The organism is Streptomyces sp. DG1A-41 (assembly GCF_037055355.1).
In the GTDB taxonomy this organism is placed as follows: Bacteria; Actinomycetota; Actinomycetes; order Streptomycetales; family Streptomycetaceae; genus Streptomyces.
Genome location: NZ_CP146350.1, coordinates 977,681 through 999,761, shown reverse-complemented (window position 1 = coordinate 999,761; position 22,081 = coordinate 977,681). Strand labels below are relative to the sequence as shown.

Here is a 22,081-nt window from a genome sequence, read left to right as displayed (position 1 = left end):
TGCGTGCCGGGCTGTCACGCACCCAGTCGGCGGTCGCCGATGCCGGACGCCGTGTCGGCGACCAGGCGGCCCCAATCGGGCAGCCGGTCGGCGTCGTAGCGGGAGTCGGGCATGGAGACGGCCACGGAGGCGAGCGGTGTGCCGTTCTCGTCGAGGACGGGTGCGGCGATCGCGCAGACATCGGGGCGGTACTGGTTGCGGTTGACGGCGTAGCCGTCCGTGCGCACCCGCTTCAGCTCGGCGCGCAGCTCGGCCGGGTCGACCGTCGTCGCGTCGCTGTAGCGCTCCAGCCTCTGGGCGACCAGTTCGTCGACGTCGGCGGGCGGCAGATGGGCCAGGATCGCGCGCCCGGTGGCGGTGGCGTGCAGGGGAGAGGTGTCGCCGATCGCGTAGTACGTCCGCACCGCGTGAGCGCAGTCCACCCGGTCGACGACGACCATGCACTGCAACGCGTCCGGCACCGACAGGTGGATCGTCTCGTTCAGCGCGTCCCGCAGCCGGATCATGGGCTCCCTCGCCGCCGCGAAGAGACTGGAGCCCTGAAGCGCCGCCGGACGTACGGCGAGAACCCGGGCGCCGATCTCCCAGCGGGTGGTGTCCTGGCGGTTCGCCCGCAGCCATCCCGCCTCGTTCAGGCTGACCAGCGTGCGCTGCACCGTCGACTTGGGCAGGCCGAAGAGCTTGGTCAACTCGCCCACCGTCACGGGCTGGTGGTGGGCGACCGCCTCCAGGATGCGCAGCGACCTGGTCACGCTCTTCATTTCCATCGGGGCCCCGTCGTCGGTCTCAACCCTTTGACTCGCTCCTGGAGCCGCAGGCGTGATCGTGCCGGATTATAGCATGGCGTTCCACAATACGGCACGCACACAGGAAAAGGGCCGCCCCTTGCGCGGGGGCCGGCCCTCCGCCGGTGCCCGGTCAGGCGCCCAGGCGGCGCCCCGTGATCTCCGCGGCGGCGTCGGCGACCAGGCGGCCCCACTCGGGCAGCCGGTCCGCGTCGTAGCGCGAGTCGGGCATGGAGATGGCCACGGTGGCCAGTGGTGTGCCCTCCTCGTCGAGGACGGGCGCGGCGATCGCGCAGACGTCCGGCCGGTACTGGTTGCGGTTGACCGCGTATCCGTCGATGCGGATCCGGTCCAGCTCGGCGCGCAGTTCATCCGGGTCGGTGGGCGTCGTGTCGCTGTAGCGCTCCAGCCCCTGCGCGATGAGCTCCTCGACGTCCTGCTTCGGCAGGTGGGCCAGGACGGCGCGCCCGGTCGCGGTGGCGTGCAGGGGCGAGGTGTCGCCGACGGTGTGGAACGTCCGTACGGCGTGACTGCAGTCCACGCGGTCGACGACGACCATGCACTGCAGGGCGTCCGGCACCGACAGGTGGATCGTCTCGTTCACCGTGTCCCTCAGGCGGACCATGGGCTCGCGCGCCGCGGCGAACAGGCTGGACCCCTGGAGCGCGGCGGGCCGTACGGCCAGGACGCGGGCGCCGATCTCCCAGCGGGTGGTGTCCTTGCGGTTGGCCCGCAGCCAGCCGGCCTCGGCCAGCGTGACCAGGGTGCGCTGCATGGTCGACTTGGGCAGGCCGAAGAGCTTCGTCAGTTCCCCCACGGTGACCGGCTGATGCTGGGCGACTGCCTCCAGGATGCGCAGCGACCTGGTGACGCTCTTCATTTCCATCCGGTTTCCCCCTGTTAATCCTCAGAATCTCTCGTGGACACCTCTTGACTCCCCTGGGAGCCACTGTCATTCTCTGTGCCAGATACTAGCACAGCGTTCCACGATGTGGCACGACTCGGAAGATCCCGAGGACGCAGCCGGAACTCCGAGACAGGGCGTTCGTGAGCCGAGGTCCCCCGAAGGACCCGCCCCCGCCTCCCGAAACCACCTCGAATCGAACAGCCTCACGCAGGGGCTCAGCATGCGCCCCGGCGATACGAAAGGACAGCCCCGTGTCAGCTGCCAGGAAGCGAGTCGCCGTCGTCGGCGTGGGAACCATGGGCAGCCAGGCCGCCTGGCGCCTCGCGGCCCGTGGCGCGGAGGTCGTCGCCTACGACCGCTTCGCCCCCGGCCACGACCGCAGCGCCGCCGGCGGCGAGACCCGCATCTTCCGCAGCGCGCACTTCGAGGACTCCCGGTACGTCCCGCTCCTCAAGCACGCCGACACCCTGTGGGGGCAGCTCCAGCAGGAGACCGGCCGCGAGCTGCGCCGCCTGACCGGATGCCTGCTGATGGGGTCCACCGAGCACCAGCAGATGGCCACGGTCCTGGAGTCCATCGCCGAGCACGGCCTCGACCACGAGGTGCTCGACGCCGAGGTCATGGCCAAGCGCTTCCCGCAGTTCCGGCTGGAGGACGGCGACGCGGCCGTGCTCGACCGCCGTGCCGGATTCATCCGGCCCGAGCTGACCGTCCAGACCGCGGCCCGGCGCGCCGAGCAGCTGGGCGCCCGCATCGAGCGCTACACGCCGGTGCGCGAGATCACCCCGGCCGGCGGCGGGGTGGAGGTACGCACCGACGCCGGCAGCGAGCGCTTCGACGCGGTCGTCGTCACCGTCGGCCCCTGGGTGAACGATCTGCTTCCCGACCTGCCGTGGGAGGTGGACATCCGCCGCCTGATCAGCGCCTGGTACGTCCCCACCACCGACGCCTGGTTCGGTGAGGAGCGCCCCGCGTTCATCCGCACGACCCCCACGCACTGCTACGGACTGCCCTCACCGGACGGCGTCTCCGTCAAGCTCGGCCTGTCGCGCGCGCTGCACAAGCCCGCCGGTGACCCCAACGCGCTGGACCGCACCGTCCAGCCGGAGGAGCTGGACATCTTCACCGAGCAGATCCGCCGCCACCTGCCGGACCTGCACCCGGACCCGACCCGCCTGGCCGTCTACATGGAGGGCTACACCGAGAGCAGCCGCCCGCTGATCGGCCCGCTGCCCGGCGCCGACAACGTCGTCCTGCTCGCGGGCTTCTCCGGCCACGGCTTCAAACTCTCACCCGCCTTCGGCGACATCGCCGCCGACCTGGCGCTGGACGGCACCTCCTCCCAGCCCATCGACTTCGTGTCCACCGTCGGCCGCACCACGGCCTGAACCGGCCCCGACCACCATCCGGCACACCGGCACGTCCGGCACATCCGGCAAGGAGAACCACATGGCGAGGAAACGCGTCGCGGTCGTCGGCACCGGCACGGTCGGCAGCCAGGCCGCCTGGCGGCTGGCGGCCCGCGGAGCCGAGGTCGTCGCCTACGACCGCTTCGCCCCCGGCCACGACCGCAGCGCCGCCGGCGGTGAGACCCGGGTCTTCCGCAGTGTGCAGACCGACGACGGCCGGTACGTGCCGCTCGTGCGGCACGCCGACGCCCTCTGGAAGCAGCTCCAGACGGAGACCGGCCGCGAACTGCGGCGGCTCACCGGATGCCTGTTCATGGGGCCGGCGGACGACCCCGAGATACGCACCGTCCTGGACGTCGTCTCGGAGCACGGCCTCGACCACGAGGTCATCGACGCCGAGGCACTGGCGAAACGTTTCCCCCAATTCCGCGTCGACGACGGTGACCTGGCGGTCCTCGACCCGCATGCGGGGTTCGTCCGCCCGGAGCTGACGGTTCAGACCGCGGCCCGCCGCGCCGAGGAACTGGGTGCGAGGATCCGCCGCTACACCCCCGTGCGCGGCGTTCGTCCCGCCGCAGGGGGAGGCGTGGAGATCCGCACGGACAGCGACACCGAGCGCTTCGACGCCGCGGTGGTCACGCCGGGACCCTGGGTGGGCGATCTGCTGCCCGACCTGCCGTGGGAGGTGGCCGTTCATCGTGCGATCAGCGCCTGGTTCCTGCCCCACGAGGACCACCGGGCCGGCGAGGAGCGCCCCGCCTTCATCCGCCGGGGCGGCCCGGTCCCCTTCTACGGCATCCCGTCCCCGGACGGCCTCTCCGTCAAGCTCGGCGTGTCCCAGGCCCACCACCGGCCCGTGGACGACCCGAACCGGCTGGAGAGGACCGTCGCGCCGGAGGAAATGGAGATGTTCAGCGAGATCGTGCGGCGCCACCTGCCCGGTCTGAACCCCGACCCGGTCCGCGTCTGCGCCTACATGGAGGGCTACACCGGCAGCACCCGCCCGCTGGTCGGCCCCCTTCCGGACTGCGACGACATCATCCTGCTGGCCGGCTTCTCCGGCCAGGGCTTCAAACTCTCGCCCGCCATGGGCGACATCGCCGCGGACCTCGCCCTGGAAGGCCGCACCTCCCAGCCGATCGACTTCATCAGCACGCTCGGCCGCACCACCGCCTGAATGAGGAACGACATGACACTCACCGTAGGCCCGCTGCGGGCCGAGCCGGGCCGCAAGACCCGCGGGGTGATCCCCGTGGACCTCGGACTCACGACCGTCGAGATCCCCCTCGTCCTCGTCAACGGCTCCCGCCCCGGACCCCGGGTCGTCATCACCGGCGGCGTCCACGGCGGCGAGTTCGTCGGCATCGACGCGGCCACCCGCCTGGCCGGGTTCCTGGAGCCGGACGACGTCACCGGCCAGGTGGTGATCTGCCCCGTGGCCAACCCGCCGGCCGTGTACGACGGCCGCCTGGGCAAGTCCCCGCTGGACGACGTCAACATCAACCGCGTCTTTCCCGGCGACCCCGCCGCAGGGCCCACCGAGCGGCTGGCGGCCTGGCTCTTCGAGCACGTCATCTCCGGTGCCGACGCCTACGTGGACCTGCACAGCGGCGGCATCGACGAGACCCTGCTGGACTTCGTCGGTTACCGTCTGACCTCCGACGGGGAACTGGACGCCAGGACGCGGGCCATGGCCCACGCCGTCGGCTACGAACGAGTACTGTTCGGCCGCAACGCCGAAGGCGGCAACAGCCACGCAGCGGCCGCCCGGCAGGGCATCCCCGCCATCCTCATCGAGACCGGCCAGCTCGGCGAACGCGACCCCGCCCAGGCCCGGGCCCTGCTCGACGGCCTGTACCGGCTGCTGCACCACCTCGGCGTCATCGATGCGCCGCAGCACGTCGCACCGGTGACCGCGCCGCCGCGCGAATGGGTCTGGACCGGCTCCGTCGTCTCACCGGCCACCGGCCTGTGGTACCCGGACGCCGCGACCGGTGACGAGGTGACCGCGGGTCAGCCCGTCGGCCGCGTCATCGATCCGGCCGACGGCAGCGAACACAAGGTCACCGCCACCGCCACCGGACAGATCCTCTACGGCATGAACGGGCTCACCGTCGCCCCCGGCGCCGAACTCGCCGCCATCGCGGTGCCGCACGACTGACCGGCACCGCCCACAGACCGTCCCTCGAACCACCGCTCACCTCGAACAGCTGGTCCCCACGCGCCATTTCAGGAGATTTGTCATGAGTGATCCCATGATCGGCCGCAGAGCGCTCCTGCGGGGAGCAGGCGGCCTGGCCGCCCTCGCCGCCGTGCCCTCCCTCGCTGCCTGCGGTACCGGCACCAGCCGGGCCTCGTCCGGCAGCGCCAAGGGCGGCGGCAAGTCGGTGGTCGTCCGCGACAGCGGCGGCACCTTCGGGGAGGCCCTCCAGAAGGCGATCTACACGCCGTTCACCCGGGTGACCGGCATCAACGTCCAGGTCGTCAACCTCCAGGGCACCCAGATGCTGGCCCAGATCAAGCAGGGCCGCCCCCAGTTCGACCTCATCAACAACTCGATGATGGACCACATCAAGTTCGCGGCCCAGGACGCACTGGAGCGGCTGGACACCGACCGGATCAAGAGCCTGAAGAGCGCCAAGATCCCTCAGAACCAGATCACCGACCATGCCGTGGGCAACAGTTTCTACGGCCAGTGCATGGCGTACCGCACCGACGCCTTCGGCGGCCGCAAGCCGGAGTCGTGGGCGGACTTCTGGGACACCAAGGCGTTCAAGGGCAGCCGCTCGATGTGCAACCCGGACGCCGACCTGCCCGAGCTGGAGTTCGCGCTGCTGGCCGACGGCGTCCCGATGGACAAGCTGTACCCGCTCGACCTGGACCGCGCCTTCAAGGTCCTGACCCGGCTCCGGTCCGACATCAAGAAGTTCTGGGACAGCGGCCCGCTCCCCGGTGTGCTCCTCAGCCGCCAGGAGGTGACGATGTCCACCGTCTGGGACGGCCGGATCGCCGATCTGCAGAAGCAGGGCGTCCCCGTCGCGCGGCAGCTCAACGGCATGCGCCGTCAGTTCCAGGGCTACGGCATCGCCAAGGGAGCGGCCCATGTGGACGCCGCCTACCAGCTCATGGACTACTCGCTGCGTCCCGAGGTCCAGGCCGCTCTGGCCAAGGCCTTCCCGTCGAACCCGTCTTCCCCGGTGGCCTACGAGAAGCTCACCGAGGAGGAGCGCAACGCTCTCGCCGGCGCGCCGCAGTACTACGACAAGGGCTTCGACGCGGACATCGACTGGTGGATCAAGAACGAAGCGACCGTCACCAAGCGCTGGTTGGAGTGGGCTCGTGGCTGAATTCGGTGTAGTCACACCGTCCGTCGAGGTGGCCGGTGGCAAGCTGCCCACCGCGACCGGCAAACCGCTGTCGGTGGTGGCCCTGCGCAAGACGTACGGGGACGTCGTCGCCGTCGACGAGGCGTCCATGGAGATCGCCGCCGGGGAGTTCGTCACCTTCCTCGGCGCCTCCGGATCGGGCAAGACCACGACCCTGATGATGATCGCGGGCTTCTGCGAACCCGACTCCGGCACCATCACCGTCGGAGACCGCGACGTCACCCGGCTCGCTCCGCAGAAGCGCAACCTCGGCTTCGTCTTCCAGCAGTACCTGCTCTTCCCGCACATGACGGTCAGCGAGAACGTCGCCTTCCCGCTCACCCTGCGCGGGGTGCGGAAGGACGAGATCCGACGGCGAGTGGGGGAGACCCTGGAGATCGCGGGCCTGTCCGGGTTCGGCGGCCGTCGTCCCCGGGAGCTGTCCGGTGGCCAGCAGCAGCGTGTAGCCCTGTGCCGGGCGCTGGTCTACCGGCCGCCGGTCATCCTCATGGACGAGCCGCTCGGTGCCCTGGACAAGAAGCTCCGCGACCAGCTCCAGGTCGAGATCAAGGCCATCCAGCAGGAACTCGGCCTGACTGTCATCTACGTGACACACGATCAGGAGGAAGCACTGGTCCTGTCGGACCGGATCGCGGTGATGCGCAACGGCCTGATCGAGCAGTTCGACACCCCCCGCGAGTTGTTCGAGCGCCCCAGGACCCCGTTCGTCGCGGACTTCCTCGGTGCGGCGAACTTCCTGCCCGGCCGCGTGCTGCAGAACACCGATGAACACACCGTGGTCCGCCTCGACCAGTCCGGCGGCCTGCTGACGGCACGACGCCACGACCTCGCCTCCGGCACCCAGGTCAAGGTCGCCGTCCAGCCGGGCCGACTGCGGGCCTGCGCCCCGGACGACGGTTTCTGTACCGGCACGGTCGAGACCGCCACGTACGTCGGCACCCTGGTCCGCGCCGGCGTACGCATCGACGGTGGGGACGCGCCGCTGCTGCGCCTCGAAGTACCGGCCGGCCGCGGGCCCGTCACCGGCGAGCGGGTCGGCATCACCGTCGACGCCGAGGACGTCAACCTCTTCCCCGTCGAACAGGGCGGGTGAGCCATGGCCGCCACCCTGACCGCCAACGCCCCCGCCCGTCCGCGCAAGCTGCTGGCCTCCCGCAGAACAAGGGTCGGCATCCTCTACGCGCTGCCGGTCGTCGTCTATCTGCTGGTGCTGTTCGTCTACCCGATCCTCAGCACGCTCTTCCTCAGCCTGAAGAACACCGACGGATCACTCACCCTGCACTGGTACGTCGACGCGCTGACCGGCGTCAACCTCTCCGTGCTGTTCACGACGTTGCGGATCTCCGCGGAGACGGCACTGTTCAGCCTCGTCTTCGGGTTCGTTCTGGCCAACGCGATCTCCCGGCTGAAGCCCCTGTGGGCCGGCGTGGCCATGCTGATCGTGGTCGTCCCGCACTTCATCAGCGCCCTGGTGCGCACCTACGGCTGGATCATCCTGCTCGGTGACAAGGGCCTGGTGAACCAGGGCATGGCCGACCTGTGGTTCCCCGGGGCGCCGTACCAGCTGCTCTACAACGAGATCGGCGTGGTCATCGGCACCACCTCGGTGATGCTGCCCTACACCGTGCTGCTGCTGTACGGCGTGATGCGCGGCGTGGACAGGAGGCTGCTCGCCGCCGCGGCCAGTATGGGCGCGGGCCGCGTGACGATCTTCCGCCGGGTCTACCTGCCCTTGGTCGCTCCCGGCCTTGCCAGTGCCGGACTGCTGAGCTTCATCCTCTCGCTGGGCTACTACATCACCCCGGCCCTGATGGGCGGCCCGCAGCAGACGATGATCGCCTCCCTCATCAACCAGCAGGTGATGAAACAGAACCAGTGGAACGGCGCCGCCGCCGAGGGCGTCATCCTGCTGCTGCTCACCTTCGCCGGACTGCTGCTGGTCAAGCTCATCACCTCGCTCGGCGCGAGCCGGAAGAAGAGGAGCGCGTCATGATGGAGCTGCGCAGCACCCTCGCCGGGCGGATCACCCTGACCGCGGTCGCCACCGTGATCCTGCTTTTCCTGGCACTGCCGATCGTCGTCATCCTCGTCACCTCCTTCAGCGACAACGCCTTCGCCGCGTTCCCGCCCGACGCCTGGACGCTCAACTGGTACACGTCGCTGTTCGCCGACGGCAGCAAGTGGCCGGCCGCCCTGTCGCTGAGCGCCTTCGTCGCCTGCCTGAGCACCGTCTTCTCGCTGATCATCGGCGTGACCGCGGCGACCGCCCTGACCAGAAGCGAACTCCCGCTGCGCTCCGCGGTTTACGCTTTGGTCCTCGGGCCGTTGCTCATCCCGCAGATCGTCACCGCCCTGGGCCTGTTCCTGCTCTTCGAACCGGCCGCGATGCTGGGCAGCCCCCTCGCCATCGCCCTCGGGCACACCGTGCTGGCTTCGCCGATCGCGGTGCTGATCCTGGTGGCGACCCTGCGCGGGATCGACGAACGGCTGGAGGACGCCGCCGCCAGCATGGGCGCCGGCCGTCTGACGATCGCCCGGCGGATCACCTTCCCCCTGGCCGCGCCCGGCATGATCGCGGCGGCGATCTTCTCCTTCATCACCAGTTTCGACGAGTTCTACATCTCCCAGTTCCTGTCCTCGGTCGACACCGTCACCCTGCCGGTGCAGATCTACAACTCCCTGACCTTCGACATCGACCCCAGCGTGACCGCGATCAGCGCGATCCTGATCGCCTTCGCGGTCCTCGCCCTCGTCCTGGTGGCCCTGGTGCGCTGGCTCGGCTCGGGACGGCAGGACTCCCTGCTGTCGGTCGAGAACACGGCAGGGATCGCCGCCCCCGGAGGTGAGGCCGTATGACCGCCACCGCTCAGCGGCACCTGCTGCTGAACATGACCGCCAACGGATCGCTCCCGAAGCCCGGCAAGGACCTCTTCGTCGTGCGCCACGGCGAGGGCCCCTACGTCGACGACGCGGCCGGCAACCGCTACATCGACGGCCTGTCCGGGCTGTACTGCTGCCAGATCGGCTACTCCTACGCCGACGAGATCGCCGAAGCGGCCCAGAAGCAACTGCGCGAACTCTGCTACAGCCCCCTGTGGTCGGATTCCGCGCACCCCACCGGCCTGGCTCTCGCGGAGCGTCTCGCCGCCCTGGCCCCCGACGGCATCGAGCACGTCTTCTTCAGCGGCGGCGGCGCCGAGGCCGTGGAGACCGCCTGGAAGATCGCCCGCAGGTACCACACCCTGTGCGGCGAGGCGGGCCGGACCAAGGCGATCGCCCGGCGCGGCGCCTACCACGGGCTCACCCTCGGGGCGCTGTCCTTCACGGACGACCCCGGCCTCACCGAGCCGTACGGGCCGCCCGCCGTGGAGACCCACTTCGTCGCCAACACCAACCGGACCGCCCTGGAACAGCCCCTCGACGAGGCGGCCTTCACCGCGTACCTGCTCGCCGACGTGGAGGCCACGGTTCTCGCCGCGGGACCGGAGAGCGTCGCCATGCTCATCGCCGAACCGGTGCAGAACCGGGGCGGCTGCATCACCCCGCCGGAGGGCTACTGGCAGGGCCTGCGGGCGCTGGCCGACCGGTACGGCTTCCTGCTGGTCGCCGACGAGGTCATCACCGCCTTCGGCCGGCTCGGCGAGTGGTTCGGCGGTGAGTGCTACGGCGCCCGCCCGGACATCGTCACCGTCGCCAAGGGCATCACCGCCGGCTACGCCCCGATGGGCGCGACCCTGGTCTCGGACCGCGTCGCCGAGGTGATCAACCAGCCCGGCGAGGTCCTCAACCACGGTTACACCTTCAGCGGTCACCCGCTGAGCGCGGCCATCGCCCTGCGCAGCCTGGAGATCATGGAGCGGGACCGGATCCTGGAGAACGTCCGCGGCCACCAGGGCCACCTCGCCCAGCGCATGGCGTCCCTGGGCGAGCTGCCGATCGTGGGTGACGTCCGCGGCGCCGGATACTTCTACGCCCTCGAACTCGTCGGCGACCTCGACGACGGCGGCTTCAGCGACACCGCCCGCGCGGCGCTGGTCGCCGATCTGATCCCGCGCCGGCTGCGCGAGGCCGGGCTGCTCGCCCGCGTCTACAACCGTGCCGCCCCGCTGGTGCAGATCGCGCCCCCGCTGATCAGCGACCTCGCACTGCTGGACCGTATCGCCGACATCATCGCGGACACCCTCGACGAGGCCTCCGCCCGCCTGTGATCCACCTTTTCGAAAGGAACGACATGTACTCCATCGGTTCCCTGACCGTCGCCCCCGGCGAGCGCGCCCAGGGTCTGATCCCGGTCGGCACCAGCACGTACGGCGTGGAGCTCGGCATCCCGCTGATCGTCGTCAACGGCACCGAGGACGGCCCCGTGCTGTGCGTGGACGCCGGTGTCCACGGTGACGAGTACGACGGCCAGGAGGCCATCCGCCGCGTCCTCGCCGCGGTCGACCCGGCCGGTCTGCGCGGCACCCTCGTCGGCATCCCCTGCATGAACACCCCCGCCTTCGAGGCGGCGGCCCGCACCAGCGGCCTGGACTACCTGAACCTCAACCGGATCTTCCCGGGTGACGCGGACGGCTCGTACTCGCTGCGCCTGGCCGCAACCTTCGTCGAGCAGGTCGTGCCCGCCATCGACGCCCTGGTCGACCTGCACACGGGCGGCACGTTCGGCGAGATCGCCCCGCTCGTCATCCTCCAGGGCGGCTATGAGGACCTGGCGACCGACCTCGCCCTCGCGGCCGGGCACGAACTGGTCTGGAAGGGCGGCAAGTGGGGCGGCACAGTCCGCCACCCCACCCTCGCGGCCGGCAAGCCCGCCGTCACCATCGAGGCGGGCGGCGGCACCTACCGCGAGCAGAACGTCGCCCTGCACGTCCACTCGATCCGCAACATCATGCGCCAACTCGGCATGATCGACGGCGAGGCGGAGCTGCGTGACAGCTACACGACCGTCTCCGGCACCTTCGCCCGGTCCGCCGCCGGCGGCTTCTTCCTCGGCCAGGCCGAGCCCGGCGAGACCTGCAAGGAAGGAGACCTGATCGCCCAGATCGTCGACCACTACGGCAACACGCTGGAGGAGGTCCGCGCCCCGCAGGACGGCATCGTGCTCTGGGTGCGCCGGATCCGCACCGTCCGCCCGGGCGACGAGGTCGTCATCTTCGGTGAGGTGCAGGGGGAGATCCAGCCATGAGCGGCGAACTCCCGCTGACCGAGCTGCTGCTGATCGACGGAAAGCAGGTCTCTGCCGCCGACGGCCGGAGCTTCACGGTCCTCGACCCGTCGGACGGCACGGCCCTCGCAGAGGTCGCCCACGCCGGCCCGGCGGACGTCGACCAAGCGGTGGCGGCGGCGCGCGCGGCGTTCACCTCCCCCGAGTGGGCGCGGATGCGCGCCGCGGACCGGGGCAGGCTCCTGTTCCGCATCGCGGAGGCGATCCGGCGCGAGGGCGAGTGGCTGGCGCGTCTGGAGTGCCAGGACGTCGGCAAGCCGCTCAGCCAGGCGAAGGCCGATGTCGAGTCCGCCGCCCGCTACTTCGAGTTCTACGCGGGCGTCACCGACAAGCTCGGCGGCACGACCATCCCCCTCGGCCCCGGTCTGATCGACTACACCGTCCGCGAGCCGATCGGGGTCTCCGGCCAAATCATCCCGTTCAACTACCCGCTCCAGAACACCGCACGGGGCTCGGCGCCCGCACTGGCCGCGGGCTGCACGGTGGTGCTCAAGCCCTCCCCGGAGGCGCCGCTCACCCCGCTGGAGATCGGCCGTATCGCTCTGGAGTGCGGGCTGCCGCCGGGCGTGCTGAACGTCGTACCCGGCGACGGGGAGACCGGCGCCGCCCTCGCCGGGCACCCCGGCATCGACCAGGTCACCTTCACCGGCTCGGTGCCGACCGGCATCAAGGTCGCCCAGGCGGCCGCCGCCAACGTGGTGCCCTCCGTGACGGAGCTGGGCGGGAAGTCGCCGTTCGTCGTCTTCGCGGACGCCGACTTCGACCTGGCGCTGAACGCCGTCCTGGGCGCGTCGTTCAGCAACGCCGGGCAGATGTGCTCGGCGGGCACCCGGCTGCTGCTCCAGCGAGGCGCCGAGGAGTTGCTGGACCGGTTGGTCGAGAAGATCGCGGGCCTGCGCGTCGGTCCGGGTCTCACGGACCCGGACATCGGCCCGCTGGTCGCCGCCCGGCAGCGCGACCGGGTCCTCGAATATCTGGAACTGGCCGGGCAGGAAGGAGCCGTGGCGCGGGTCGGGGAGGCGCCCCGGCCGCCCCCGAACTCGCCGACGGCTATTACATCGAGCCGACCGTCCTCACCGGCCTGACCAACCAGGCCCGGTGCGCCCGCGAGGAGATCTTCGGACCCGTTGTCACCGTCATCGAGTTCGACGACGCCGACGACGCCCTCGAGATCGCCAACGACAGCCCGTACGGCCTGTCCTCCTACGTCTGGACCCGTGACATCGACAAGGCGATGCGCCTGGCCGAGGGCATCCGCGCCGGACAGGTCTACGTCAACGCCACCGGTGTCGGCACCGGCGTCGAGCTCCCCTTCGGCGGCTACAAGCACAGCGGCTGGGGCCGGGAGAAGGGTCTCGAAGCGCTGGCGAGCTACACCCAGACGAAGAACGTCTGCATCGGATTCGGGGACCGGTCATGAGGTATCGCACGCTGGGCGAACGCGGCCCGGTCGTCTCCGTCGTCGGCGTCGGCGGCAACAACTTCGGCTCCCGCTTGGACGAGGAGGGCACGAAAGCCGTCGTCCACGCGGCTCTCGACGCCGGGATCACCCTGTTCGACACCGCCGACATGTACGGCGGGTTCGGCGACCTGGGCGGTGCCCGCGGCGACGGTGAACGTCTCCTCGGTGCCGCCCTCAAGGGCCGCCGTGATGACGTCGTCCTCGCCACCAAGTTCGGCATGGAGATGGGCCCGGAGGCCGACCGGTACGGCCCACGCGGTGCCCGCGCGTACATCCGCCACGCCGTTGAAGCCTCGCTGCGCCGCCTCGGCACCGACCGGATCGACCTGTACCAGTACCACGAGCCGGACGGCGTCACCCCGCTGGAGGAGACGGTCGCCGCGCTGCGGGAGCTGGTGGACGAGGGCAAGATCGGCCACATCGGCTGCTCGAACCTCCCCGCCGAGCAGCTCACCGACGCCTTCGTCAGCACGCAGGCCCGCTACCACCTGCTCGACCGCAGCGTGGAGGCCGACCTGATCCCCGCCTGCCTGCGCCACGGCATCGGGCTGCTGCCGTACTACCCGCTGGCCAACGGCCTGCTCAGCGGCAAGTACCGGCGCGGTGAGGAGCCCCCGCCCGGCAGCCGGCTGTCCTGGCGGCAGGGCTGGCTCACCGACGCGGCCCTCGACCGTGTCGAGGCGCTCACGGCGTACGCCGCCGAGCGCGGCCTGAGCCTCCTCCAGGTCGCCGTGGGCGGACTGGCCGCGCTGCCCGCGGTCGGCTCGGTCATCTGCGGTGCCATGAACCCCGGCCAGGTCACCGCCAACGCCGCGGCGGCCGACTGGATCCCCGACGCGGCCGACCTGGCCGCCCTGGACGCGATCGTCACCCCCGGCGAACGCGTCGTCTGAAGCTCCCGAATTCCCTTTCCCCATCCACGAATTGAGGCTGGACACCATGCGAGAGATCGTCACCTTCGACGCCTATGGCACCCTGGTCGACTTCCAGCTCGGCCCCACCACCCTGAAGGTCCTCGCGGACCGTCTCGACCTGGACAACCTGGACGTCGACGAGTTCCTCGACGACTTCCGCGTCATGCGCTTCCAGGCCGTCCTGGAGGCCTACCGCCCCTACCACGAGATCCTGCACTCCAGCCTGCGCAACGCCATGCGCCTGCACGGTCTGGAGTACCGCACCTCCGACGGCGACGCCCTGGTCGAGGCCGTACCCACCTTCGGCCCGTTCCCCGAGGTCCCGGAGGCACTGCGTCAGCTCAAGACCAAGTACGAGATCGCCATCATCTCCAACACCGACGACAACCTGATCGCGCGCAACGTCGAGAACATCGGCGTGGAGTTCGACTACGTCATCACCGCCCAGCAGGCCGGCGCCTACAAGCCGGACCGCCAGACCTTCGAGCACGCCTTCACGAGCATGGGCGTCGAGCCGTCCCAGGTCATCCACACCGCCCAGGGCTGGGAGTACGACCACATCCCCACCCGCGACCTCGGCCTGAAGCGCCGCGTGTGGATCAACCGCTTCGGCCGCCCCGGCAGCGCCGACTACCAGCCCTACGACGAACTGCCCGACCTGTCGGGCCTGCCGAAGCTGCTCGGCTGCTGACCCAGGGCGACAACGGACAGAGAACACAGAGGACGCACGTCATGAAACAGATCCCCTACTGGCTCGACACCGCTCCAGCCCTGCCCGACCGTTCCGGGAAGGATTTGCCCGAGGAGGCGGACGTGGTGGTCATCGGCGGCGGCCTCACCGGCCTGTCCACCGCCTACCACACCGCACGCAAGGGGGCCCGGGTCGTCCTCGTCGAGAAGGACAAGATCGGCTCGGGCGCCTCCGGCCGCAACGGCAGCATGTGCACCCAGGGGCTCACCATCAGCCCCGCCGAGGCCCGCAAGCGCTACGGCCAGGAGCGGGCACGCGAGCTGTACGACGCCTTCCGCGAGGCGGTCGACGTGGTCGAGGAGATCACGCGGACGGAGCGGATCGACTGCGACTTCCACCGCGCCGGCCGGCTCGGAGTCGCCTTCAAGCCGCAGCACTTCGAGGCGATGCGGGCCACCCAGCGCGACCTGGCCGACAACTTCGACCACGAGACGCAGCTCCTCACCCGCGGTGAACTCAAGTCCGAGCTGAACTCGGACTACTACCACGGCGCCCTGCTCGACCCGCTGAGCGCCGCCCTGCACGTCGGCAAGTACGTCCACGGTCTCGCCGAGGCGGCGGAGCGGGCGGGCGCGGAGATCCACGAGCGCAACGCGGCGACCGGTCTCACCCGCCTGCCGGGCGGCGGCTTCGTGGTCGAGACCCTGGGCGGCACGATCCGTGCCAAGCAGGTGATGGCGGCGACCGACGCCTACACCGACAAGGCGCTGCCCTGGTTCCGCAAGCGGCTCATCAACGTGGGCAGCTTCATCATCGTCACCGAGCCGCTCGGCGAGGCACGCGCCAAGGCGCTGATCCCGAACGGCCGCCTGGTGGTCGATTCCAAGAACATCGGCCACTACATCCGCCTCACCCCCGACCACCGCCTCGCCTTCGGCGGCCGGGCCCGCTTCGCCCCCTCCAACCCGGCCTCCGACGTCAAGAGCGGCGATGTCCTGAAGCGGGAGATGACCGAGATCTTCCCGCAGCTCGCCGGGGTGCGGGTCGACTACGTGTGGGGCGGCATGGTCGGCTTCTCCTGGGACCGGCTGCCGCACGCGGGCGAGGTCAACGGCCTGTACTACTCCATGGGTTACTGCGGCCACGGTGTCCAGATGGCCACCTACATGGGCCGGGCCGTGGCCGAGATGATGGACGGCAAACCGGAGGCCAACCCCCTGCGCGGCCTCGGCTTCCCCAAGGTCCCCGTCCCCTTCTACAACGGCACTCCGTGGTTCCTGCCGTTCGGCGGTGCCTACTACAAGGCGAAGGACCGCCTGCGCTGAGCCGGCGCCGACAGCGGTGACAGGGCGGGGGCCTTCCGCGAGAACTTCCCCATCCCAAGGAAGCCCTCGCCATCGGACGAGGCGTGGCCGAACTCGTCCTCATCCGACTCTGACATCCCAACAGCAAAGAAGCCCTCCCAATCCAGTCGAAACCTCCAGCCCCGACGACGTCGCGCCGGGCCTGACCTACGAACACGCCGCGCGTGCCGGAGACTTCATCCTTGTGTCCGGCCGGTCGACGCGCGGCACGCTGCGCCGTGGGCTCGGGTACGGCCGGTCTGACAGCCGCGCTGCGCGCGCTCGGAATCGGACCGGGAGACGAAGTCATCACGGTTGCCCATACCGATCTCGCCGGATCGGCGGCGATCAGCGGGGTCGGTGCGTCCGTGGTCTGGGTCGACATCGACCCTGAGTCCCGATGCATCGACACAACCGCCTGCGAAGCCGCGATCACGCCACGGACACGCGCTCTGCTGCCTGTCGACATGTACTGCCATCCCGCCGACATGATCGAGATGCGGCGCATCGCCGATCGTCGTGGCCTCGCGCTCGTCGAGGATGCCTGTCTCGCGCTCGGCGCGGAGATCGACGGCAGGAGACTCGGCAGCTCGGCCGATGTCACCTGCTTCAGCTTCGCCCCTGGGAAGCATCTCGCAGCCTATGGAGCCGCGGGCGCCTGCACGACACAGGACGCCGCTCTGGCAGACCGGATCCGCAGGCTCGCGTCCGACGGTCAGGCTCGTGGACGGCACTACGGCCCGAAGGGGATCCTCGGCCTGCACCACGAGACGGAGGAGCACAACCAGCAGATGGACGAGATGCAGGCGGCCGTCCTGCGCGCGAAGCTGCCCCATCTCGACGAGACGCTGGCGGTGCGCCGTGCTCAGGCCGACCGCTATACCGGCGTCTCGCCGGCCTGGCCGATCTGCCGGGAGAAAAGGCAGGCTTCCGTCATGCTTGGCGGAACTACGTCATCGAGCTTGATCGGACAGATGCGCTGGCCGCTCACCTCTTCGCGCAGGGCATCGAATGCAATGCGCTCCATTCCCCACCGATGCATCGTCAGCCGGTCTACAGAGGGCTGGGATACGCTGTCGGCAGCCTGCCCAGAACGGAGCGTTCGGGCAACCGGCTTCTCGGTCTGCCGGTGGGACCGCATCTGGGCCTCCGTCAGATCGACATCGGCGCCGAGGAAATCCGCGCCGGACTGGCCTGAGCGCAGGGCGGAGACAACAAAAATCCACCAGCTACAAGCAAGCGCCGGGCGATGTGGTCGGTGAGGTTCTTTCTGGGTGCGGCAAGAACTTTCATCCTGGTCCACTTGGATGTACCGAGGTGAGGATCACTCCGCTGATCTCGGATTTTTGCGCTGTTTGGCATTGAAGCGCGCCTTCTTCTGACGATTCCCGCACGTGTTCATGTCACACCATTTGCGGGTGCGACTTCGGCTGGTGTCGAAGAAGGCGGCTTGGCAGGTGGGTGATGCGCACAAGGCCAATTTTCCGTCTCGTTCGCCTGCGATGACGCTGATCGCGTCGTCGGCGATCACGCTGAGGGCGTCTTCCACGCGGGATGCCGAGCTGAGCCGCCATCGCCGCTCACCCTCGGGCGTCAGGATCGCCGCGGCCCGACCCAGAACGCTGCAGTCATTGATGACTTGGACAGCGGACGCAGGGAGAGCGTCCTGGAGCGCGGCCGCTGTCGCGGCGGCGTGAATCGACTCCCTCAGTTCCCGAGCGAGGTCGAGCTGGGCAGGGGTGCAGGAGTCCACGGCGAGGCCGTTCACTGCCAGCCAGTCGACGAGTCGGTGCGGTGTGGGAATGCGCTCCACGGGGTTGCCGTGACGCTCCGACAGAGTCCCCGTGAAGCTGGTCGCCAGCACGTTGCCGAGGCGGAAGTCAGGGAACGCAGCGCGCATGGAACCACCTTAGCGGGTTGCAGCGGGGCTCCCAGGACTGCTAGAACCGCCTTAGCCGGTTCGTTGTAGGTCGTAGCCGGTTCCACGACGGCCAGGAGGCCCCATGCCCCGTCCAACCAGCGACGTGCAAGCCTTTGAAGCCCGCGCGACTGACGCTGACCTCGACGATCTGCGCGCGCGACTGGCGGCGGCGCGACTACCGGAGGCTGAGACCGTCTATCGCGCCGCGCCCGACCCTCGCCGATGGGAGCAGGGCGTTCCTCTCGCCGACCTCGTGGATGTCGTGAGCTACTGGCGCACCGGGTACAACTGGCGGTCGTTCGAAGAGCGCCTTGACCGTATCGGCCAGTTCCGCACGACCATTGATGATCTGGGAATCCACTTCCTGCACCGCCGATCCGCGCGCGCGGATGCCACTCCTCTGATCTTGACGCACGGCTGGCCAGGCAGCATTGCTGAGTTCATCGATGTAGTGGACGAGCTGGCAGATCCGAAAGATGCAGACGCGCCGGCCTTCCACGTCGGGCCTTGTCCCCGGAGGGTGGACACCTGTTCGTGTCGTTATGCGGCAAGTGTCAGGGTAGCTGACTGCTGCTCGTAGGCGATCGGCGCCTGCTGTCCATTCGCCGAGTGCCGTCGGCGGGTGTTGTAGCGGGTGATCCAACCGAAGACGGCCAGGCGGCAGGCGCGGGCGCCGTCGAAGCAGCGGGCACCGCGCAGTGTCTCGCGTTTGAGAGCGGCATTGAACGACTCGGCGAGGGCGTTGTCCGCCGAGGTGCCGACCGCGCCCATCGACTGCCGCACCCCCAACTCGGCGCAGACTTCGGCGAAATAACGGGAGGTGTACTGGGCTCCGTGATCGCTGTGAAAGACAGCGCCGGCCAGGCTGCCGCGGGTCGCGGCAGCGGCCCGGAGCGCGTCGGCGATCAGCTCGGTGCGCATGTGGTCGGCGATCGACCAGCCCACCAGGCGGCGTGAGAAGCAGTCGATGACCGTCGACAGATACAGGAACTCGCCGTCGCCCACCGGCAGGTAGGTGATGTCGCCGACGTACTTGGTGTTCGGCGCGCTCGCGGTGAAGTCGCGCCGGAACAGGTCCGCCACCGGGGTGGCGGACGGTTCGGGCACGGTGGTGACCTGGCGCTTGCGCAGCCGCAGTCCGGCGATGCCGAACTTCCGCATCACTCGTCCGACGCGCTTGTGGTTCACGCGCTCGCCGTCGTCGCGCAGCTCGGCGGTGATCCGGGGACGGCCGTAGGTGCCGTCCCACTCGGCGTGCACGGTCCGGATCCGCTCGGCAAGCGCGACGTCGGCCCGCTCACGTGCCGCGCGGGCCGCGCGGCCGGCCCGCCACTTGTAGAAGCTGGAGCGGGCGACCTCCAGCACGGCGCACAACCGCTTCACGCCCCAGGCGCGGTGGTGGTCCTCAATGAACTGGAAGCGGTTCACCAGGTCATCTCTTGTGCGAAAAACTTCGTCGCTTTGCGCAGGATGTCGCGCTCGGTGGCCAGTTTCTGGTTCTCCTTGCGCACCGCCGCCAATTCCCGGCGCAGGGCCTCGTTCTCGGCCTGAAGCTCTTCGGCCGTCGGCGGGGAATCCACCGTGTTCTTCTCCGTGCTCGTGCTCGTCGTGCTGTCCCCGCCGTGGCGGGCCCGCTCGGCCCGGACCCAGTTGCGCAGCGTCTCCCGGCTGATCCCCAGGTCCTTGCCGATGCCCTCGAAGGTGTGGCTCGGGTCCGACAGGTACAGCGCGACAGCGTCCGCCTTGAACTCGGGCGAGTAGACCTTCATCACCATAAGAGATCCCTCCTACCCGGCCCCTGGCGGGGCCGGGCTCAGAGGTGTCCACCCTCCGGGGACAGGTCCCGTCGTGGTCCCGTCGCTACCAGGCTTTGGGTACAGCGACAAGCCGGCCACCACCGGGTGGGGAACCGAAAAGATCGCCGCCGCATGGGTGGAACTGATGGGAAGGCTCGGCTACAGCAAGTTCGCAGCCCACGGCGGCGACTGGGGAGGCAATATCACCACGGTTCTCGGCGGCAGGTTCCCGGCGCACGTTCTCGGCATCCACACATTGTTCGCGGAGGCGCCGCCCGGGTTGACAACGGACGGGCTGACGGCGGTCGAGCGCAAGTGGACCGAGGAAACCAGCGAATTCTGGCGCCACCGTGCGGCGTACGCGAAGCAGCAGGCGACCCGACCGCAGACCATCGGCTACTCGCTCGTCGACTCACCGGTCGGGCTTCTTGCCTGGATCCTTGACAAGTTCGCCGAGTGGTCGGACACCGAAGACAGCCCGTTCGAGAAGATTTCCATAGACAGGGTTCTTGACGACGTCACCCTGTATTGGCTGACGCGGACCGGCGCATCGGCAGCCCGCATCTACTACGAGAGCCACAACTCGCTGGACCCCGAACTTCGGGTCGACGTCCCGTCAGCAATCACTATGTATCCCCGCGACATCGAGAAGTGTCCGCGCCCCTGGGCACAGGATCGGTACCGACAGATCGTCCGATGGAGGTCGCCCGAAACCGGCGGGCATTTCCCGTCGCTGGAGGTTCCCGAGTACTTCGTCAAAGATCTGCAAGAGGGCCTTGCGGCAGTGCTGGCCGCTCATCGGTGAACGCGGTCCGGCCGGGAATGGTCCGGATCTCGTCCTCATCGAGACGGGCCTGGTCATCTGTCGACGCCGCACCCCTCGGCTCGTGGACTGCTTCAAGCGGATGTGCTGGCCCGCCCAGTGCTACGGCGAGGTGGGCAGGTGCGGGGAGCGGAGCACGAGCAGGGTGATCTCGCTGGGGGCGAAGACGCGGAACGGCGGGCCCCAGAAGCCGGTGCCGCGGCTGGTGTAGAGGAGGGTGCGGGTGCCGTGGTGGCTGAGGCCGGCGAGGGCGGGCTGGTCGATGCGGACCAGGTGGTGGAAGGGCCAGATCTGGCCGCCGTGGGTGTGACCGGAGAGTTGGAGGTCGACGCCGCCGGCTGCCGCCCGGTCGACGAACTTGGGCTGGTGTGCCAAGAGCAGGACGGGTAGGTCGGGGTCGGCGCCGTTCAAGGCTCCGGCGAGGTGGGCGCGGTGGCCTGCCAGGCCGGAGGACTCGGCGGTGACGTCGTCCACGCCGGCGACCACGAGGGTGTCGCCTCCGCGTTCGAGCAGCAGGTGGCGGTTGCGCAGCGGCTCCCAGCCCAGCTCGCCCATCAGGTCGACCCAGCCCTGGGCCTCGCTGTAGTACTCGTGGTTGCCGGTGACGTAGACACGGGCCCGGGTGGCCCGCACGGTACCGAGTGGGACGGCCTGGGCGCGGCGGCGTTCGGCCGTGCCGTCCGCGATGTCGCCGGTGTGGCAGACCAGGTCGGCTTCCAGAGTGTTCACCGTCTCGCATACCCGCGCCGACCAGCGAGCGCGATCGAGCGGGCCGTAGTGGGTGTCGGTGATGAGGACGACGCGGATGCCGTCCAACCCGGCACCCAGCCGCGGGAGTTGCACATCGAGTCGGCGCACGCGCGGCACGCGGCGGGCTTCGGCGTACCCCCAGGCGAGTAGTACGGCGGTTATGCCGAGGACGGCCCAAGTGACGATTCGGGCCCGGTCCTGACTCTCGTCGACGCCGGCCACGGTCAGGGCGAGCCGCAAGGGGATGCCGAGCAGAACGGACCAGGTGAACAGAACCCAGCTGGTGCCCAGCAGGGTGTCACCGACGATCGCCGCCCGGTCCTGCTGCCGCCGGCCGTGGCCGCGCGCCATCGCGAGCGGCATGCCAACGAGGCCGAGGGCGAACAGGGCGGTGCCGACCAGCGTGACGGGCAGCGGCCAGTGCTGGCCGGTGTGCAGGAGCACCCAGCAGGGCACGGTCCACAGCAGGACGGGGGCGATCAGGGGGATGTAGCGCATCAGGCGGTGCAGTCGGCTCTGCCGCGGAGCTTGCGCTTCGCTGTCGGCGGGTCGGGTGTTGCTGGTGTGGGTCATGCTTCCCCTCCCTGACCAGGTGCCGTCTCGCGCACTGTATCCGGTCAGTGTCGCGCTGACGTTGTCGCGTGACCCGGGCGGGCTCGGCCTTCCGCCG

General features: G+C 69.7%; 20 protein-coding genes and 2 pseudogenes. 17 read left to right on the top strand and 5 right to left on the bottom strand.

Annotated elements, in window-relative coordinates:
* Positions 1-14: 14 nt before the first annotated feature.
* Together V8690_RS04705 and V8690_RS04700 are read right to left on the bottom strand one after the other, a co-directional pair.
* Positions 15-761, bottom strand: coding sequence for an IclR family transcriptional regulator (locus tag V8690_RS04705; protein ID WP_338785253.1), 747 nt, complete (start codon positions 759-761; stop codon positions 15-17).
* Between the two features lie 157 nt (positions 762-918).
* Entirely contained in the window at positions 919-1,665 is a 747-nt protein-coding gene (locus V8690_RS04700; RefSeq protein WP_338785252.1) for an IclR family transcriptional regulator, read from the bottom strand.
* Between the two features lie 278 nt (positions 1,666-1,943).
* Between V8690_RS04700 and solA (V8690_RS04695) the strand changes: the two genes are divergently transcribed.
* The 15 genes from solA (V8690_RS04695) (at position 1,944) to V8690_RS04625 (ending at position 17,383) form a co-directional block, all read left to right on the top strand.
* A complete protein-coding gene (gene solA / locus V8690_RS04695) occupies positions 1,944-3,080 on the top strand; it encodes an N-methyl-L-tryptophan oxidase (RefSeq protein WP_338776042.1) in 1,137 nt (378 codons plus the stop codon).
* 61 nt (positions 3,081-3,141) lie between these two features.
* On the top strand, positions 3,142-4,278 hold the full coding sequence (solA, locus tag V8690_RS04690) for an N-methyl-L-tryptophan oxidase (protein ID WP_338776041.1): 1,137 nt from the start codon (positions 3,142-3,144) through the stop codon (positions 4,276-4,278).
* A gap of 12 nt (positions 4,279-4,290) precedes the next feature.
* Entirely contained in the window at positions 4,291-5,262 is a 972-nt protein-coding gene (locus tag V8690_RS04685) for a succinylglutamate desuccinylase/aspartoacylase family protein (protein ID WP_338776039.1), read from the top strand.
* Positions 5,263-5,344: 82 nt separating this feature from the next.
* On the top strand, positions 5,345-6,448 hold the full coding sequence (locus tag V8690_RS04680) for an ABC transporter substrate-binding protein (protein WP_338776038.1): 1,104 nt from the start codon (positions 5,345-5,347) through the stop codon (positions 6,446-6,448).
* Positions 6,441-7,580: an ABC transporter ATP-binding protein gene (locus V8690_RS04675; protein WP_338776037.1), complete on the top strand. Its 1,140-nt coding sequence runs from the start codon at positions 6,441-6,443 to the stop codon at positions 7,578-7,580. Before V8690_RS04680 ends, V8690_RS04675 begins: the two co-directional genes overlap by 8 nt.
* 3 nt (positions 7,581-7,583) lie before the next feature.
* Positions 7,584-8,480 (top strand): ABC transporter permease, encoded by an 897-nt coding sequence (locus V8690_RS04670; RefSeq protein ID WP_338776036.1) that lies wholly within the window; start codon positions 7,584-7,586, stop codon positions 8,478-8,480.
* Complete coding sequence (locus V8690_RS04665; RefSeq protein ID WP_338776035.1) at positions 8,477-9,343, top strand: ABC transporter permease; 867 nt, start codon at positions 8,477-8,479, stop codon at positions 9,341-9,343. Before V8690_RS04670 ends, V8690_RS04665 begins: the two co-directional genes overlap by 4 nt.
* On the top strand, positions 9,340-10,695 hold the full coding sequence (locus V8690_RS04660; protein ID WP_338776034.1) for an aminotransferase class III-fold pyridoxal phosphate-dependent enzyme: 1,356 nt from the start codon (positions 9,340-9,342) through the stop codon (positions 10,693-10,695). Before V8690_RS04665 ends, V8690_RS04660 begins: the two co-directional genes overlap by 4 nt.
* A 23-nt stretch (positions 10,696-10,718) precedes the next feature.
* Entirely contained in the window at positions 10,719-11,672 is a 954-nt protein-coding gene (locus V8690_RS04655; protein ID WP_338776033.1) for a M14 family metallopeptidase, read from the top strand.
* Positions 11,669-12,796 (top strand): aldehyde dehydrogenase family protein, encoded by a 1,128-nt coding sequence (locus tag V8690_RS04650; protein WP_338776032.1) that lies wholly within the window; start codon positions 11,669-11,671, stop codon positions 12,794-12,796. The genes V8690_RS04655 and V8690_RS04650 overlap by 4 nt, the downstream gene beginning before the upstream one ends.
* The gene (locus V8690_RS04645) at positions 12,682-13,131 is read left to right on the top strand and encodes an aldehyde dehydrogenase family protein (RefSeq protein WP_338785251.1); all 450 of its coding nucleotides are present in this window, start codon (positions 12,682-12,684) and stop codon (positions 13,129-13,131) included. The genes V8690_RS04650 and V8690_RS04645 overlap by 115 nt, the downstream gene beginning before the upstream one ends.
* A complete protein-coding gene (locus tag V8690_RS04640; protein ID WP_338776031.1) occupies positions 13,128-14,066 on the top strand; it encodes an aldo/keto reductase in 939 nt (312 codons plus the stop codon). The genes V8690_RS04645 and V8690_RS04640 overlap by 4 nt, the downstream gene beginning before the upstream one ends.
* A 46-nt stretch (positions 14,067-14,112) precedes the next feature.
* Complete coding sequence (locus V8690_RS04635; protein WP_338776030.1) at positions 14,113-14,778, top strand: haloacid dehalogenase type II; 666 nt, start codon at positions 14,113-14,115, stop codon at positions 14,776-14,778.
* Positions 14,779-14,819: 41 nt separating this feature from the next.
* Positions 14,820-16,103 carry an FAD-binding oxidoreductase gene (locus V8690_RS04630; protein WP_338776029.1) on the top strand — a complete coding sequence of 428 codons (1,284 nt, stop codon included), beginning with the start codon at positions 14,820-14,822 and terminating at the stop codon, positions 16,101-16,103.
* Positions 16,104-16,360: 257 nt separating this feature from the next.
* Positions 16,361-17,383, top strand: coding sequence for a DegT/DnrJ/EryC1/StrS family aminotransferase (locus V8690_RS04625; RefSeq protein WP_338776028.1), 1,023 nt, complete (start codon positions 16,361-16,363; stop codon positions 17,381-17,383).
* A 62-nt stretch (positions 17,384-17,445) separates the two neighbouring features.
* Here the strand turns inward: V8690_RS04625 and V8690_RS04620 are convergent, their stop codons facing one another.
* On the bottom strand, positions 17,446-18,021 hold the full coding sequence (locus tag V8690_RS04620) for a CGNR zinc finger domain-containing protein (RefSeq protein ID WP_338776027.1): 576 nt from the start codon (positions 18,019-18,021) through the stop codon (positions 17,446-17,448).
* 103 nt (positions 18,022-18,124) lie between these two features.
* Here V8690_RS04620 and V8690_RS04615 point away from each other — a divergent pair.
* A pseudogene (locus tag V8690_RS04615) lies at positions 18,125-18,544 on the top strand (epoxide hydrolase N-terminal domain-containing protein); the annotation flags it as partial.
* Between the two features lie 38 nt (positions 18,545-18,582).
* Here V8690_RS04615 and V8690_RS04610 read toward each other — a convergent pair.
* Positions 18,583-19,817 (bottom strand): IS3 family transposase gene (locus V8690_RS04610; RefSeq protein WP_338776026.1). Its coding sequence is split into 2 segments (ribosomal slippage): positions 18,583-19,493 and positions 19,493-19,817, totalling 1,236 coding nucleotides; the frame shifts between segments, so codons are not numbered across the junction.
* A gap of 70 nt (positions 19,818-19,887) precedes the next feature.
* Here V8690_RS04610 and V8690_RS04605 point away from each other — a divergent pair.
* Positions 19,888-20,643: pseudogene (locus tag V8690_RS04605) on the top strand (alpha/beta hydrolase); the annotation flags it as partial.
* Between the two features lie 120 nt (positions 20,644-20,763).
* On the opposite strand, the gene V8690_RS04600 reads toward V8690_RS04605, so the two are convergent.
* Positions 20,764-21,984, bottom strand: a complete 1,221-nt coding sequence (locus tag V8690_RS04600; RefSeq protein ID WP_338776025.1) for a metallophosphoesterase — start codon at positions 21,982-21,984, stop codon at positions 20,764-20,766.
* Positions 21,985-22,081 lie beyond the last annotated feature (97 nt).